General features: G+C 69.6%; 13 protein-coding genes. 4 read left to right on the top strand and 9 right to left on the bottom strand.

Going from position 1 to position 15,598, the window contains the following annotated elements; all coding sequences use genetic code 11:
• Positions 1-70: 70 nt before the first annotated feature.
• The 7 genes from arfA to KDL01_RS00580 all read right to left on the bottom strand — a co-directional run bounded on the left by arfA (position 71) and on the right by KDL01_RS00580 (position 8,033).
• On the bottom strand, positions 71-1,615 hold the full coding sequence (gene arfA / locus KDL01_RS00610) for an arabinosylfuranosidase ArfA (protein WP_212526272.1): 1,545 nt from the start codon (positions 1,613-1,615) through the stop codon (positions 71-73).
• Between the two features lie 71 nt (positions 1,616-1,686).
• Complete coding sequence (locus KDL01_RS00605; protein ID WP_212526271.1) at positions 1,687-2,658, bottom strand: glycoside hydrolase family protein; 972 nt, start codon at positions 2,656-2,658, stop codon at positions 1,687-1,689.
• Positions 2,655-3,563 carry a carbohydrate ABC transporter permease gene (locus KDL01_RS45020; protein WP_212526270.1) on the bottom strand — a complete coding sequence of 303 codons (909 nt, stop codon included), beginning with the start codon at positions 3,561-3,563 and terminating at the stop codon, positions 2,655-2,657. Before KDL01_RS45020 ends, KDL01_RS00605 begins: the two co-directional genes overlap by 4 nt.
• 3 nt (positions 3,564-3,566) lie before the next feature.
• A complete protein-coding gene (locus tag KDL01_RS00595; RefSeq protein WP_212526269.1) occupies positions 3,567-4,547 on the bottom strand; it encodes a carbohydrate ABC transporter permease in 981 nt (326 codons plus the stop codon).
• A 41-nt stretch (positions 4,548-4,588) separates the two neighbouring features.
• Positions 4,589-5,959: an ABC transporter substrate-binding protein gene (locus tag KDL01_RS00590; RefSeq protein ID WP_212526268.1), complete on the bottom strand. Its 1,371-nt coding sequence runs from the start codon at positions 5,957-5,959 to the stop codon at positions 4,589-4,591.
• A gap of 120 nt (positions 5,960-6,079) precedes the next feature.
• Complete coding sequence (locus tag KDL01_RS00585; protein ID WP_212526267.1) at positions 6,080-6,928, bottom strand: glycoside hydrolase family 43 protein; 849 nt, start codon at positions 6,926-6,928, stop codon at positions 6,080-6,082.
• Entirely contained in the window at positions 6,921-8,033 is a 1,113-nt protein-coding gene (locus KDL01_RS00580) for a LacI family DNA-binding transcriptional regulator (protein WP_212526266.1), read from the bottom strand. Before KDL01_RS00580 ends, KDL01_RS00585 begins: the two co-directional genes overlap by 8 nt.
• 495 nt (positions 8,034-8,528) lie before the next feature.
• On the opposite strand from KDL01_RS00580, the gene KDL01_RS00575 reads away from it, so the two are divergent.
• The 3 genes from KDL01_RS00575 to KDL01_RS00565 all read left to right on the top strand — a co-directional run bounded on the left by KDL01_RS00575 (position 8,529) and on the right by KDL01_RS00565 (position 13,191).
• On the top strand, positions 8,529-11,144 hold the full coding sequence (locus KDL01_RS00575; protein ID WP_212526265.1) for a beta-glucosidase: 2,616 nt from the start codon (positions 8,529-8,531) through the stop codon (positions 11,142-11,144).
• Positions 11,145-11,379: 235 nt separating this feature from the next.
• Complete coding sequence (locus tag KDL01_RS00570) at positions 11,380-12,600, top strand: ROK family protein (protein ID WP_212526264.1); 1,221 nt, start codon at positions 11,380-11,382, stop codon at positions 12,598-12,600.
• 72 nt (positions 12,601-12,672) lie between these two features.
• Positions 12,673-13,191 (top strand): GNAT family N-acetyltransferase, encoded by a 519-nt coding sequence (locus KDL01_RS00565; protein WP_212526263.1) that lies wholly within the window; start codon positions 12,673-12,675, stop codon positions 13,189-13,191.
• Positions 13,192-13,461: 270 nt separating this feature from the next.
• On the opposite strand, the gene KDL01_RS00560 is transcribed toward KDL01_RS00565, so the two are convergent.
• On the bottom strand, positions 13,462-13,818 hold the full coding sequence (locus tag KDL01_RS00560) for an S-adenosylmethionine decarboxylase (protein ID WP_212526262.1): 357 nt from the start codon (positions 13,816-13,818) through the stop codon (positions 13,462-13,464).
• Between the two features lie 242 nt (positions 13,819-14,060).
• Between KDL01_RS00560 and KDL01_RS00555 the strand changes: the two genes are divergently transcribed.
• Entirely contained in the window at positions 14,061-14,438 is a 378-nt protein-coding gene (locus KDL01_RS00555) for a hypothetical protein (RefSeq protein ID WP_212526261.1), read from the top strand.
• A gap of 152 nt (positions 14,439-14,590) precedes the next feature.
• Here KDL01_RS00555 and KDL01_RS00550 read toward each other — a convergent pair whose 3' ends face one another.
• Positions 14,591-15,364 carry an aminoglycoside adenylyltransferase domain-containing protein gene (locus KDL01_RS00550; RefSeq protein WP_212526260.1) on the bottom strand — a complete coding sequence of 258 codons (774 nt, stop codon included), beginning with the start codon at positions 15,362-15,364 and terminating at the stop codon, positions 14,591-14,593.
• Between the last annotated feature and the right edge of the window lie 234 nt (positions 15,365-15,598).

The raw sequence follows: 15,598 nt of genomic DNA, 5'->3' as shown, positions 1-15,598 counted from the left end.
TCGCGGTGGTGTTCGCAAGCCGGTGGAGCCCGGCTTCCTGGAACGTGTAAGAACGCGTACGTGGCCGGGTTCAGCCGAGCCGGATCAGGCTCCAGGACAGGGGCGGGAGCGTCGCGGTCAGGGCCCTGCCCGCACCGGTGACGGTCACCGCGCTGCCCTCGATCGGTCTGAGCGCGACGCGTTCCGGCTCGGCCAGGGTGTTGGCCGCATCAGGGTTCTCATCGTGAATGCCGACGTGTTCGATCACGCGGGTGAGGTGGTCGAGGCCCCGCAGGTCGACCTGTAGGGGCAGCGCCTCGCTCTGGCTGCGGTTGACCGCGAAGATCGTCACCGGTGCGTGCTCACTGTCCGCCGCGGTGACTGCCGTGGCGTGCACGAGCGGGACGCTTCCGTGCTTGGCGGTCTCGTGGGTGGGGGCGTGGACGTTGACGGCCAGGACGCGGGCGTCGCGCGCGTACTTGGCGGTCTCGGCGAACGGGAAGAACGTGGTCTGGCGCCAGGCCGGCCCACCGGGCTCGGTCATGATCGGGGCGATGACGTTGACGAGCTGCGCGAGGCAGGCGATGGCGACGCGGTCGGCGTGGCGCAGCAGGGCGATGAGCATCGAACCGACCACCACGGCGTCGGTGACGGTGTAGACGTCTTCGAGCAGCCGCGGGGCTTCGGCCCACTCCCGGGTTTCGGGGCCGGCTCCCGGACGGGTGGAGTACCAGACGTTCCACTCGTCGAAGGAGATGCGCATCCTCTTGCCGGACTTGCGCACGGCCGCGGCGTGGTCGCAGGTGGCGACCACCCCGTCGATGAACGCCTCCATGTCGGCGGCGGAGGCGAGGAACGAGTCGCGGTCGCCGTCCTTCTCCTCGTAGTAGGCGTGCATGGAGATGTAGTCGACGAGGTCGTAGGTGTGGGCCAGGACGGTGGCCTCCCAGGTGCCGAAGGTGTCCATAGCGCGGGTCGAGCTTCCGCAGGCGACCAGTTCGATGTCGGGATCGATCAGGCGCATCGCCCAGGCCGTGGCCGCGGCCAGGCGTCCGTACTCCTCGGCGTTCTTGTGCCCGATCTGCCAGGGGCCGTCCATCTCGTTGCCCAGGCACCACAGCCTGACCCCGTAGGGCTGCTTGTCCCCGGCGGCGGCGCGCTGGTCCGACAAGGTGGTCTCGCCCGGGTGGTTGGCGTATTCGAGCAGATCGAGTGCTTCCTGGACACCGCGGGTGCCCAGGTTGACCGCGAGCATCGGCTCGCTGCCCGGTATCTTGCGCAGGGCATTGATGAACTCGCCGAGTCCGAACGCGTTGGTCTCGATCGAGCGCCATGCCGGATCCAGCCGCCGGGGGCGCTGCTCGAGCGGTCCGACCCCGTCCTCCCAGCGGTATCCGGAGACGAAGTTTCCGCCCGGGTAGCGGATCGCGGTGACGCCGAGCTCGCGGATGAGCTCGAGCACGTCGGTGCGCAGGCCGTCGCGGTCCGCGGCGGGGTGGCCGGGCTCGTAGATCCCGGTGTAGACGCAGCGGCCGAGGTGCTCGACGAAGGATCCGAACAGCCGCGGGTCGACCCGGCCGACCTCGAAGGCCGGGTCGAGCACGAAGCGGGCGGCGCGCGCGGGGCTGTGGCTCATCGGGGTACTGCCTTCCGCTGTCGGGGTCGTGCGGGAATCAGGGCCGTGCGGGAATCAGGGCCGTGCGGGAATCAGGGCCGTGCGGGAATCGGGATCGGCAGGAAGCCGGCCGGTACCGGCTCTTCGCGGTCGCAGACCAGGCGGCCGTCGCGCACGTGCAGGGCCGCCACCCGGATCCAGGAGCGGCGCGTCTCGTAGCTCTCCTCGCGGCCGTCGGAGCCGAGGCAGGGATGGCTGAAGTAGACGACGTACGCGCGCCTGCCGTCGCCCGCCTCGACGACGTCGGCATGCCGACCGACGTCGTCGTCCTCGGCGGTGCGGGTGTCCTCGCCCAGGATCAGGCCGTTCGGCGTCCAGGTCGCGAGATCCGCGGACCGGTAGACGGCCAGGCCGCGCCACTCGTCGACGATCAGCCAGTACCAGCCGCCCAGCGCGAAGACGTTCGGCCCCTCGTGCGCCCGGCCGGTGATCACGGGTTCCGCGCCGCCCCAGGAGAGCAGATCGGTGCTGTCGGCGCGGTAGGTGTGCGAGTCGTGGTCCTCGTCCTTGAACCACATGCGATAGCCGCCGCCGGGCAGCCGGTGGACCGCGGCGTCGATGGCCTTCTCCGATCCCAGGGCCACCGGAGCGTGCAGGCGCCAGTCGAGCAGATCGTCGCTGGTGTAGTGCAGGATGCGGCGCGGATGGCCCTCCCACCGGTCCGGGACACCCCGGATGTAGGAGACGAACATGTGATAGCAGCCCTCGGCCCAGAAGACCTCCGGCGCCCAGTAGGTGTTGCGCCCCGGCTCGTAGGCCAGGCCGCGGGCCGTGCCGATGTAGAGCCATGACGCCCCGGCGTCGTCGGAGACGGCGATGCCGATGTCCGTTCCGTGCACCCAGCCGACTCCGGGCCCCGGCGCCGCGGGGCGGCGGGCGGTGTAGAACATCCACCACTGTCCGAGATCGCGGTTCCACACGAGCACCGGGTCGGTCGGCCCGTCGTGGATCGGGTCGCGGTACAGCGGCCGCGGCGCCTGCCCGGCGCCTTGCGCGGTACTCACTTGAGCCCCGAACTGGCGAACCCGCGCACGTAGCTGCGCTGGGCGAACAGGAACAGCACGACGACCGGGACGATGTAGAGCAGCGCGCCGGCGGCGAGGAGGTTGTAGACCGGGTACCCGGCGGTGTTGTCGTAGCCGGAGGAGATGCCGACCGCGAGCGTGGTGTTGGAGGAGTTCAGGAACAGGTCGGGGCCGATGAAGTCGCCCCAGACCGCGTTGAACGCCAGCACGAACGCGGTCACCAGCAGCGGCCGGGAGAGCGGCAGGAAGATCTGGCAGAAGATCCGGATGCGCCCGGCCCCGTCCAGGATCGCGGCCTCCTCCAGCTCCTTCGGGAGGCTGGAGAAGAACTGCCGGTAGAGGAAGATCGTGTACGGGGTGCCGGCCGCGCCCCAGAACACCCACGGCCAGTACGTGCCGACCAGGTTGTAGAGGGAGAAGAGCAGGTAGGTGGGGATGAGGGTGACGATCGGCGGGACCATCATCGTCATCACCAGGACGCCGAACAGGATCTTCTTGCCCGGCCCGTGCAGCCGGGCGAAGCCGTAGCCGGTCAGCGCCGAGCTGAACGTGGTCAGGACCCCGAACAGGGAGGAGAGCACCAGCGAGTTGCGGGCCAGGCTCAGGTAGGGGATGTAGTGCAGCGCGTCGGTGAAGTTCGCCCACCGGAAGGCGCTCGGCAGCCACCGGTCGGCGCCGATGTCCGAGCTCGGAGTCAGGGCATTGATCAGCAGCTCGACGAAGGGCAGGGTGATCAGGACCGAGGCCACGACCAGGACGACGAACGCGACCGGGTGGCGTTCGCGGCGGCGCCGGATCGGTCCGGGGCGGGGCCCGGCCGGCGCCTGCGGCTGTTCGGGCGTGGGCGCCGCGGCGGTTTCAGCGGATATCTCGTGCACGGACACGCGTCAGCTCCTGCCCTCGGTGGGGTCGACCGCGTAGAACACGCTGCGGCCGAGGAACTTGAAGATCAACGCGGTGAGCGCGAGGATCACGACGAAGAAGACGACGATCATGGCCGAGCCGAGGCCGTAGCGCGAGTAGTCGAAGTACTGCTCGTAGACGTCGACCATGTACACGTCGTTGGCCGGCTGGATGTTGGTCACCACGCTCGAGTCGCTGATCGGCGAGAGCAGGATCGCCGGGATGAAGGTCTGGAGCGTGGTGATGGTCACCAGCACCGTCTGGAACAGCAGGATCGGCGAGATCGCCGGCAGCGTGACGTGGCGGAAGGTGGTCAACGGGCCGGCGCCGTCCATCTTGGCGGCCTCGAGCTGCTCGGCCGGGACGGTCTGGAGCGCGGCCAGGTTGATGATGATGCCCGAGCCGATCGCCCACACCAGCACGATGATCATCGCGACGAAGGCCATCTGCCCGGTCAGCCAGCTCACCGCGTTCAGGTGCAGCAGCGCCAGGATGCGGTTGGCGGCGCCGGAGTTCTTGTCGAAGATGACCTTCCAGATCAGCGCGGCGGCCACCGGCGGCACCACGGCCGGGAGGTAGATCAGCGTGCGCATCACCGTGCGCCCGTGCATGCGCTTGTTGAGCAGGACCGCCAGCGCGAGGCTGCCGAGGATGCTCACCGGCACGATGATCGCGGCCAGGACCAGGGTCTTGGACAGCGCGGAGAGCGTGTCGGAGGAGGTGAGCACCTGCCGGTAGTTGTCCAGGCCCACCCACGGCATGAACGAGGTCATCCCGTTCCAGTCGGTGAAGCTGATGTAGACCGCGTAGCCGACCGGGAACGCGGTCAGCAGGATCGTGCCGACCAGCCACGGCGAGATGAACCCGTAGAAGGCCAGGGCGGCGCGTATCCGCCGCGCCCGTGCGCCCCGGCGCGGTGCCGGGGCGGGGCGCGTGCGGGAGGCGCCGAGAGACAGTGCACTCATGGTCGCTTCCTTCGTCCTTGTGCTGGGCGGCGAGGCCCGCGCTACTTGCCCAGGGCCTTCTTGCCGGCGGCCAGGACGGCGTTGACGTCGGTGGTCAGCAGGTCGGCGAGCTGGCCGACGGAGAGCGAACCGGTGATCGCCTGCGGGAAGTCCTTGGCCAGCGTGGTGTTGATCGCCGTGTTCAGCGCGTACGGCGAGGCGACCTGGACGACCTTGATGTAGTCCAGCTCGTTGTTCTGCGTCGCGATCACGGCGCGCTCGAAGTCGTTGCGCTGCGGGAGCACCGAGAGCAGCGAGTGCACCGAGGGCAGGCCGTCGCCCGCGGAGATGCGCTGCTTGGCGCCGGCGCCGCCGCAGTACCACTCGAGCCAGGCGAAGGAGGCGCCCGGATTCTTCGCCTTGGCCGGGATCCAGAAGCCCACCGCGCCGAAGGTCGGGCTGATCCTGGTGGAGCCGAGCAGCGGCGCGGCGTTGAACTGGAGCTTGGACTCGAAGCCGGGGGCGGTGGTCTCGGTGAAGCCGGTGTACCAGTAGCCCTGGCAGGCGGTGGCCTGCTTGCCCGCGAACATCTCCGGACCGTCCCAGTCGGGGCTGGGGTTGGCCACCGAGTAGCCCAGGCCCTGCTTGCCCGCCTGCACGATCCAGGCCAGCGCCTGCTGGGCCTCCGGGGAGGAGAAGTCGACCGTGGCCAGGTCGTCCGAGATGATCTTCCCGCCCGCGGTCGCCACCATGGCGGCGATCCGGTCGATGTCGGGCGTGACGTACCACAGCCCGTACATCGACGTCTTGCCGCCGGAGCTCTTGGTCATCGCCTTGGCGGCGTCGAGCAGTTCGGCGTAGGTGATCGGGTCGGTCGGCCGGCGCGCGGCCAGGCCGGCGTTCGCCCACAGCTGCGTGTCGTACCACCACATCGCGTCCTGCGACCAGTCCTTGGCTATGCCGTAGCGCGAGCCCGTGCCCTGCTGCGTGCCGTCCCACTTCCAGACGTTGTTGACCGGCATGATGTCGGCGTCGTGGAAGACGCTGGACTGCTCGAAGTAGGCGTCGAGGTTCAGCGCCAGACCCTGGCTGGCTATGTACGGGGTCACGTCCGTGCCGGCGTCACGCACCACGTCCGGCGGGTTGCCCGCGGCCAGCATCGCGTTCAGCCGGGTGGCGTCGGTGTTGATCTGGGTGACCTTCAGCTGCGGGTAGGCCTGCTCGAAGCCCTTGACCAGGTCGTCGGTGATCTCTCCGGTGGGCGACATGATGGTGATCGTGCCGGGCTTGACCGCCTGCACCTTGGCCGAGGCCGAGGAGGTGCCCACCTGCCCGCCGCAGGCGCTGAGCAGGGGCAGTGCGGCAGTGGAGCCGGCCAGAGCGCCGGCGCCTCTCAGTACCGAGCGGCGCGAGAGTGTGCGTGAGAACCCCATTGTTTCACTCCTCATATGAGAACTCTTATACTGTTATACGGGTGGCGCTGATCCCTTGGAGTCGTGCTGGTCCCTTGGAGTCGTGCGGGGACGGGAGGAACCCGGGCGGCGGCCGGTCGGTCAGCCCGGCATCGTGAACACCGAGGCGTGGCGCATCCCGGCCGGCAGCTCGACCTTCGCCGGCTCCCACCGCGAGCCGTCGGTGCTGCGCGCGGCGCCGTAGCGGCCCTCGAGGTACTGGTCGAACAGCATGATCCAGCCGTCGTCGCGGCGGAACAGGCTCGGTCCCTCGGTGGCCGAAGGGCCGACGGGCCCCCGCGGCGGCGCGTAGGGTCCGCCGGGGCGCTCGAAGGAGGTGACCAGGATGTGCTTGTGGCTGGTCGCGGGGTCGTTGATGCCGCGCTCGTCCTTGTAGGCCATCAAGAAGCGCTCTCCGTCGTGCACGACGGTCGCGTCGATCACCGGGTGTCCGGGGTCGAAGAAGACCTCGGGCGCGGAGAAGGTGGAGAAGTCCTCGGTGGCGCACGACCAGATCCGGTGGTCCTGGCCGATGTTCTGCCAGTCGCGGCTCTCCGCGGGCGTCGCGGCGTCCACCACCGAGGACCAGATCAGGTGGTAGCGGCCGGTCGTGTGGTCGTGGAAGAACTCCGGGGCCCAGGCGTTGTGCGCCCCGGGCACCGAGGCCATCACCGGCAGCAGCCGCTGGGGCGACCAGCTGCGCAGGTCGGCCGAGACGGCGTGCACGATCGACGGGCTCGACCAGCCGTCGGTGGCGAGCAGGTGGATCAGCCCGTCCGGCCCGACCCCGAGGAACGGATCGCGCAGCGCCCCGGTCCCGACACTGCCGCGCAGCACCGGACGCCCGGCGTCGACCGGCTCGAAGCGGTGGCCGCCGTCGTGGCTCAGGGCCAGGTGCAGCGCCTCGTCGGACTCGGTGAAATACGACATGACCAGCATCGGCTCACGCATCCCGGTCCGCGCCGCCGGCCGCGTTGCCCGCTTTGCCCGCTTTGCCCGCACCGTCCGTGGCGCCGCCGGCCAGCAGCCGGGCGAGGCCGCCGTCCACGTCCCCGGGGGGCGCGGTGGTGCCGCGCACCACCAGATCGGTCGGCAGCTGCATCCGGTCCATCAGCAGCCGCTGCCCGTCGAGCAGCGACAACAGCGCCCGTGCCGCGGTCTGCCCCATGTCGTGCAGCGGTTGGCGCACCGTGGTCAGCCCCGGGAAGCTCTGGCCCGCCTGCGGCAGGTCGTCGAATCCGACCACGGAGAACTCCTCGGGCACGTTGAGCCCGAGGGCCCGCGCGGCGTCCACCGCGCCGAACGCGATCAGGTCCGCGCCGGCCACGATCGCCGTCGGGCGGTGCTCCGCGATCATCACCGAGGCGGCCTGGAACCCGTGCGCATAGGTGAAATCGCAGTCCACCACCAGGTTCGGGTCGACCTCGAGCCCGGCCAGGGACAGCGCGTCGCAGAAGCCTTGGAACCTTATCGTGGAGCTGTCCATGTCGTCCTCGCCGCGGATGTAGCCGATCCGCGTGTGCCCGAGGGCGAGCAGGTGCTCTGTGCCGGCGCGCATGCCCTGGTAGTTGTCCACGATCACCCGGGGCAGCGCGACGTCCTGGCGCCGCGGATCGATCACCACGCACGGGACGTTCTTGCGGCGCAACAGGTCCACCGTGTCCGGCTCGAGCACCGGGGCGACCATCAACACCCCGTCGACCAGCCCGCGCGAGAGGAACTCGATCCGCTCCATCTCGCGCGCCGCGTCCTGATAGGTCGCGTTGATCAGCAGCTCGCGTTCGGCGGCCGCGAGTTCGTCCGCGATCCCGCGCACGATCTCCAACCCGTACTGGGTCGTCAGATCGAGGGTCAGTACTCCGATCAACCCGCTGCGCCCGGCCTTGAGGTTGCGCGCCGAGATGTTGGCCTGGTACCCGAGCCGCTCGGCCACCTCGAGCACGCGTCGCCGAGTCTCGTCGGAGGCGCCGGGTTTCCCGTTGAGCACGTTGGACACCGTCATCGCCGACACCCCCGCCTCTTCTGCGACGCGGGCGATCGTTACGCGGTCAGACACCGGTCCTCCTCGACTTGAGCCAGCGGACGCGCACCAGAACCGACTGCGCGAGCAGGCCTTACTTTATCGCTACACATCCGCCACGCACCCACTCGTGGCGCCGAAATCACGCCACGATTGCTTTAACGCAGGTAGCGAGCTTGGTGCGGCTAGGTTCCGGAACTTTCGCCCCTGAAGCGCTGGCCGGAACGTTAACGATAAAGTGTCGGGGCGTCAAGAGTTAAAGTTGGCCGCCGCGAGGCCGGCCCGGCCGCGGCCCCGCCGCGGTGCGCAACCTGCGACCACGCGCTAATCAGTCTCTATAAGACATTAATATGCGCCTCATTTTCCCTTGACCTCGACATCATGTCTTTATAACGTTCCGGGTGCCGCACACGTCCCGTAGGCGTAACACCCCGTCAGTCCGCCCTCGTGCGCGTCATTCGACGTGCTCTTCAGGCATGTCCTGACGGGGTCAAGCGCGCGGCGCGCATCCACTCTGACACTGGAGTTTGAGTGTATTTAAGTCATAAATCTCGACGGCCGAAACTGCTGGTCACCGTCACCGCCTTCGGCGTCGTGGCCGCCGCGGTGTGCGGGGGTACGGCTTCGGCCGCCGCGCACCCGAATCCCGTCCCGGTCGTCACCGGCGACGCGCGGGTGGACCGGCTGCTGAGCGAGATGACCCTGGACGAGAAGCTCTCGATGATCGAGGGCGAGGCCGAGGTCGCGAGCTCCTCCGACCAGTACCAGGCCGGTTACCTGCCCGGCGTGCCGCGCCTGGGGATACCCTCGCTCAAGCTCTCCGACGGTCCGCCCGGGGTGATCACCAAGCAGGACTCGACCGGGATGACCTCGACGATGGGCGTGGCCGCGACCTTCAGCACCGCGGACGCGCAGGCCAACGGCAAGGTCATCGGCTCCGACGCGAAGGCCCTGGGCCAGGACGTCGTACTCGAACCCTTCGTCAACCTGGACCGCGACACCTCCTGGGGCCGCGGCTTCAACACCTTCGGCGAGGACCCGCTGCTCACCGGCCAGACCGGCGCCGCGGAGATCACCGGGATCCAGAGCCAGGGCGAGATGGCCCAGGTCAAGCACTACATCGCCTACGACGGCGGGAACGACGTCGAGGTCGACTCGCAGACGCTGCAGGAGATCTACCTGCAGCCGTTCACCGACGCCGTGCAGGCCGGGGTGTCCTCGGTGATGTGCTCCTACAACGAGATCAACGGCTATCAGTCCTGCGGCAACTCCCAGACGCTGACCTCGATCCTGCGCGACGAGCTCGGCTTCAAGGGCTTCGTGACCTCGGACTGGGGCGCCAACCACGGCACCACGTACATCAACTCAGGCCTCGACCTCGAGATGCCGGGCGGCGGCGGACCGGCCGGAGTGAGCCTGCCGAGCTACTTCTCCTCCACCGCGATGAAGGCCGCGATCGCCTCCGGCTCGGTGCAGGTCTCCACGATCGACACGGCGGTCGGGCGCATCCTCTACGAGATGGACCGCTTCGGCCTGCTCACCGGGGCGTCCAAGCACACTGTCACGCCGGAGAACACCAGGGCCGACGAAGCGACCGTGCTCACCACGGCGCAGGACTCCGCGACCCTGCTGCAGAACGACGACAACGCACTGCCGCTGTCCTCCGCCTCCCTCTCCTCCCTCGCCCTGATCGGCCCGGGCGCCGGGCAGACCATCGCGACCAACAGCGGCGGCGAGGCCGCGGGCGGCCTGCTCGGCCAGCAGACCAGCGCGCTCAGCGCGCTCACGGCCGACACCAAGGGCACCGGCGCGCACATCGACTACACGGTGGCCGACGACCTGACCGGCACCCCGGTACCCGCCTCGGCCCTGTCACACGACGGACAGCCCGGACTGGTGCGCACCACCACCGGCTCGAGCTCGACGAGCGTGGACGCGCAGCTGAACTTCACCGCCTCGGGCGGCAACGCGCTCAAGGCCGGCAGCACGCAGACCTGGACCGGAACGCTCACCGTGCCGGCCACGGGCTCGTACTGGCTCGACATCCAGGCCCTCGGCGGCACCGCCGGCCTGACCGTGGATGGCAAGAGCATCGCCACGGTCGGCGCCGGCTTCGGCACCTCGCCGCGCTACGGGGTCGTGCACGCGACCGACGGTTCGGCGCCCACGGCCACCACCGACGGTCTGGCCAATGACAGGACCCTGGTCCAGCTGACGGCCGGCGCGCACACGCTGTCGGTGGCCGAGAACCCGGACGCCTCCGGCAATCCGGTGCAGGTGCGGCTGAACTGGGTCACCCCGGCGCAGCAGCAGGCGAACACCGATGCCGCCGTCGCCGCGGCGAAGAAGGCGAAGACCGCGGTCGTCTTCGTCTGGGACACCGGCTCGGGCGATCTGTCCACCGCCCTGCCCGACGGCCAGGACCAGCTGATCGAGCAGGTCGCGGCGGTCAACAAGAACACCATCGTGGTGCTCCAGGCCAACCAGCCGATCGCCATGCCCTGGCTCGGCAGCGTGAAGTCGGTCCTGGACACCTACTACGGCGGCGACCAGGCCGGCGTGGCCGCGGCGAACCTGCTGCTCGGGCGCACCGACCCCAGCGGGCACCTGCCCTTCACCTGGCCCAAGTCCCTCGACCAGGAGGTCGCGCACGACCCGGCCCACCCGGAGCGCTCAAGCACGGCGGCGGTCACCGACTACTCCGAGGGCCTGGACATCGGCTACCGCTACTTCGACGCGACGAACGAGACGCCGCTCTACCCCTTCGGCTACGGCCTGACCTACACGCACTTCGCGTACTCCGGCCTGCAGACCTCGAAGGCGGGCGACGGCGGCCTGAACGTGACGTTCTCGGTGCGCGACACCGGCACGCAGGCGGGCACCGCGGTACCGCAGATCTATCTCGGCGCCCCGGCCACGATCCCGTCCGGCGTGCAGTTCGTGGACAGGGCGCTGGCCGCCTACGGGCGGGTCTCGCTCGCACCCGGCCAGTCCAAGACCGTCACGCTGCACGTGCCGCTGCGCCAGCTGCAGTACTGGACCGACGCGTCCGGCTGGGTCACCGCGACCGGCGACCGCCCGGTCATCGTGGCCGATTCGGAGCGCAGTACACAGCTGAGCGCAACCGTCGACATCAGTACGCAATGACACACGCGTAACGTCTGACCATCGACCCGCGGCGCAGGGACGTCGCCGCGGGCGCGATGAACGGCGCGGGGTTCGGGGCGAGGCGGCCCCCGGACCCCGCGCCGCACGTTGTCCGCCCACCTCTGCCCACCTCTGCCCACCTCTGCTCACCTCTGCTCACCTCTGCTCACCTCTGCTCACCGACCCGGGTGCCGTGCACGGCTCAACCCCCGGACACAACTCGTAGGATGACGCAATGGCCGACCCCCGTGGACCCCGCTCCTCGAACACACTGCTCGAACGCGTCGTCCTCGACGCCTTCGACGGGTACACGGCACTGACCCGGCCTCAACTCGTCGAGGCCACCGGGCTCTCCCGCCCCACTGTCACCGCGCTCGTCGCCGCCCTCGTCACCCGCGGTGAACTGAACGAGGCGGCCGGTCCCCCGGTGAGCGGCACGCGCGGGCGGCCCTCCATGACCTACCGGCGCACCGCGATGGCCGCGCCCGTCGCCCTCATCCGGCTCGCCCACCGCATGCCCACCCGCGTCAGCCTCGTCAACGACACCGGCACGATCGGCGAGGTGGACACCGGCACAGACTGGCGGCAGCCGTGGGAATCCTGGGCGCCCGCCGTGAGCGAGGCCTACGGACTGCTCGCCGAGACCACCGAGCTCCCCGTCCGCCGCGTCGTACTCGCCGCGCCCTTCCCCGTCGAAGAAGGACACGGCGCACCCCCCGTCAGCTCCCACCTCGGGCAGCAGCCGCCGGACTGCACCGCGACCTCGCGCAGCCGCGTCATGCCGGACATTCCCGACTGGCTCGTCGCCGACCCCCGCCCCGCCGTCAGCGCCCTGCTCGGCCGGCCCGTCAGCATGCTCAACGACGCCAACCTGGCCGCGCTCGGCGAAGCCCGCTACGGCGCCGCGCGCAACGCCGGCAACGCCATCCACCTCTCCGTCCGGCACGGCATCGGCGCGGGCATCATCATCAACGGGAGACTGCTCACCGGGGCCAGCGGCATGGCCGGCGAGATCGGCCACGTCCAGGTCGTCGAGGACGGCCCCTACTGTATGTGCGGCAACCGCGGGTGCGTGGTCACCCAGAGCTTCGACCCGTTCAAGATCGAGGCACTCACCAGCCGGTACGGACACGAGCCGACCTTCGACGACCTCGAAGACCTCGTCGCCGCCGGAGACCCGGTGGGCCTGCGCTTCTTCACCGACCTCGGCGCGCTGCACGCCAAGACCCTCGCCGCCCCGATCGTGCTGCTCGACCCCGACACCCTCGTCATCGACGCCGAACTCAGGCACACCGCGATCCCCTTCATCGCCGGCCTCAAAGCCGAACTCGCCCGCCGCTGCCCGCCCCGCCAGACCGAGATACTCAGCATCGTCCGCGGCACCCTCGAGAACGCCATCGCCCACGGCGCCCTCGCCGTAGCCAACGACGAGGAAGCCGCCGCGCATCAGCCCTGAGCCGCCGCCTTCGCCGCCGTCGCCGTCGGAGAATTCGGGAAGCCGGACGGCAGCACGCCGTAGAGTCTGGCTATGGAGCTCCAGATCAGGCAACCGGTTCCCGGCGACGCCGCGGCGCTCGGCCGCCTTCACGCCGAGGCGTGGAACGTCGCCTACGCCGACCAGATGCCCGCCGAACTACTCGCGCATTTCACCGTGGCCCGGCGTACCGCGATGTGGGAACGCGTCATCGCCTCCGCCCAGGGCGAGAGGGAGCGCATCGCCATCGCGGACGTCGACGGAACGGCGGTCGGATTCGCGCGGACAGGCCCGTGCCGCGACGAGGACGGCCCGCAGGGCGCGGGCGAGCTGTACGCCATCAACGTCTCTCCGCACAGCTGGCGCGGCGGCGTGGGCACCGCACTGCTCGAGGCGGCGCACGAATCCCTGGCCGCCAACGGCTTTTCGCTCGCCGTGCTGTGGGTCCTGCCCGGCAACGACCGCGCCCGCCGCTTCTACGTGCGGCACGACTGGTTTTCCGACGGCACGGCCCGCGAGGACGAGAGCCATGGCTTCCTCGTGCCGGAGGTGCGCTACAGCCGACGTTTCTAGCGGCGGCCCGGAGGCGGGGGGCTCCGCTCTAGAAGGGCCCGAATGTCAGTGGATCGTTCGGCACGAGTACCCGCGATATCGCCGCCGCGACGTCCGTGCCCGTCCCTCCGCGCAGGACACTCCCACGCTCACCCCGACGGCGCAGAGCGAGCAGGCTCCTCCCGCGCGTCCACCCGGATCAGCGTCTGCTGACCCGTTGCGACCGTGCCGACGGCCTCGCGGTGCGTCCCCAGCGCCGGAGCCGGCACCCATGAGGATGGCGGCCGCGGGTCAGAAGCTCTGCTCGGCGCTCTTCGTCATCTGGAAGAAGTCACGCGTGAACGTCAGCGCGCGCTCCGCGTCGAAGTTCTTGCACGTGAAGATGATGACCGACAGGAAGCGCTTCGCGCTCCACACGTAGAGCGAGATGCCGGAGTCGATCAGCGGGATGAACGCGTCGTAGCCCTGATTCTCCGCGCGGCCCTCGCCTCCGGGCGCGAAGATCGTCGGCGTGCCGTAGACGCGCAGCGAGAGCGCGGAGGTGAGTTCCTCGAAGTAGCGGGTGATCGTTGCCCCGTCCACGTCGATGGTGAAGAAGCCTTCTATCAGCAGTCGCTGGCGCAGGATGTCGGGTGCGAGATCTTCCATGGCAACGATCATATTCGCGCCGGAACGAGCTACGGGTGCCGTCCACCGGACCACGAGGTCGACGCGCCGAGCTCACGAACCACAGATTGACTCGAGTTCACGATGAGTGCGATACGCACGAGTAGAAACTCGTGCAACATCTGTACCCAAATGCAACTCAAGGCGATGCTGCCACATGCCGATGATCAAGGTGGGACGAGGCTCGATTCGCGGGCCCGCCACTGATGACCAAGGAGTAAAAGATGAGGACACGCGGCAGGATCGTGCTGGGAACCAGCGCGCTGGCGCTGATGCTGGGCGCCGGGGTGGGCATGGCGATTCCGGCCAGCGCCGACAGCGCTGGCGACACGCAGCAGAGCCAGCTCACCGCCCCCAATGCGGTCACCGGCTACGAGATCGTCAGGCTCGGCAACGCCAACGTGGGCAACTTCGAGCGCCGGAACGTCTACTGCCCCGAGGGCAAGAAGGCCATCGGCGGCGGCGCCGAGGCCCAGGGCGTCGCCTCGGTCCTGAACGGCAGCTTCCCGACCGACGACGGCCGCGGCTGGGTCGGCCTCGGCCACCAGCCCGGCTACAACAGCGTGGGAATCTCGGTATACGCCGTCTGCGCCTACGTCTGACCGGCCGAGCCCGCATACCGTCAACGGTCGCGGCGCCGGCCGCCGTGACCGTTGACGACACCCCTTTGCCCCGGTGAACACGGCCGTGGCAAAGGGGTGTCAGCGCCAGCGCGATTCCCCCTCGCCGGAACTGCCCCACCCACCACATCCGCTCAGCCGGCGAACGACTCCGCGTAGGCCGCGAACGCGTAGGTGGCATCGAGGCTGCCAGGGCGTGGGGGTTCCGCGGGGACCCAGCCGAGTGCGCGGTCCTCGATCACCTGGGCGAGGAGCGGGCGCCAATGCGGGTCGAGGTGCTCGCTCGCCCACTCCAGCGCGCGGCGCTTGGAGGCGATCTTTCCGGTGCGCAGGGTGTAGAGCACGCGGCAGTACTCCGTGACGGTGTAGCGCTGCGTCCACGCCATGTCGAAGCGCGCCCACGTCCGCAGGCCCGCCATCACTTCCGGCAGGGCCGCCCGCATCGATGCGCGCATGGCCTCGGGGTCGACGGCGTCGATGAGGTCGGCGATCGGCGGGCCGGCGAGGGTGATGCCGTGATGACGCAGGATCCAGCGGGTGTGCAGGGTGTTGCAGTGGGTGTCCCAGACCAGGTCGCGCGAGCCGTGGTTGCTGAACAGCCACGGGGTGCCGAGCCCGTCGGCGTTGCGCAACGACGTGATGTCCGCGTACGAGCCCTCCATGTCCTTGGGCCAGTGCCCCGGACGCGTCGGGATCTCGTCGTGCAGCCGGCGCAGTTGCGCCTCGGCAGTGCCGCCGGGCGGGACGGTGGTCGCGATAATGAAGTCGCAGTCGCTGAGCAGGTCGGCGGCACCGAGGGCGAAGGAACCCTGAAGGTACGCGCCGACGAAGGTGTCGCCCAGGATGGCGCGCACCGAACCGATCAGGTCATTGAGAAGTGTGTCGAGGTCTTCGAACGCGGTGAACATGCGGATTCTCCGTACCCGTGGATGAGAGGGGGCTCACGGGCGCGGCGATGATGAAGAACAGATCGTCGTCGCCGCGCTCAGGCGCGGCGGATCCGCATGGCGGCGAAGCAGCAGCAGTTCACAGGCGGATGGTAGCCCGCCGGGATCGGCGGGCTCAAGCCGCGTCCGTCAGTCGCGCCATCACCCGCGTCCATCACCCGCGTCCGCCACGATACGGATCGCCCGCCCTCCCGC

Origin of the sequence: Actinospica durhamensis (assembly GCF_018139695.1) — a bacterium.
Classification (GTDB): domain Bacteria; phylum Actinomycetota; class Actinomycetes; order Streptomycetales; family Catenulisporaceae; genus Actinospica; species Actinospica durhamensis.
This window is presented reverse-complemented; position numbering and strand designations above follow the sequence as displayed.

Coding starts and splice junctions, on each gene's coding strand:
- arfA (WP_212526272.1), bottom strand. CDS start 1,615: ATGAGCCACAGCCCCGCGCGCGCCGCCCGCTTCGTGCTCGACCCGGCC.
- KDL01_RS00595 (WP_212526269.1), bottom strand. CDS start 4,547: ATGAGTGCACTGTCTCTCGGCGCCTCCCGCACGCGCCCCGCCCCGGCA.
- KDL01_RS00590 (WP_212526268.1), bottom strand. CDS start 5,959: ATGGGGTTCTCACGCACACTCTCGCGCCGCTCGGTACTGAGAGGCGCC.
- KDL01_RS00585 (WP_212526267.1), bottom strand. CDS start 6,928: ATGCGTGAGCCGATGCTGGTCATGTCGTATTTCACCGAGTCCGACGAG.
- KDL01_RS00570 (WP_212526264.1), top strand. CDS start 11,380: ATGGCCGACCCCCGTGGACCCCGCTCCTCGAACACACTGCTCGAACGC.
- KDL01_RS00565 (WP_212526263.1), top strand. CDS start 12,673: ATGGAGCTCCAGATCAGGCAACCGGTTCCCGGCGACGCCGCGGCGCTC.
- KDL01_RS00560 (WP_212526262.1), bottom strand. CDS start 13,818: ATGGAAGATCTCGCACCCGACATCCTGCGCCAGCGACTGCTGATAGAA.
- KDL01_RS00555 (WP_212526261.1), top strand. CDS start 14,061: ATGAGGACACGCGGCAGGATCGTGCTGGGAACCAGCGCGCTGGCGCTG.
- KDL01_RS00550 (WP_212526260.1), bottom strand. CDS start 15,364: ATGTTCACCGCGTTCGAAGACCTCGACACACTTCTCAATGACCTGATC.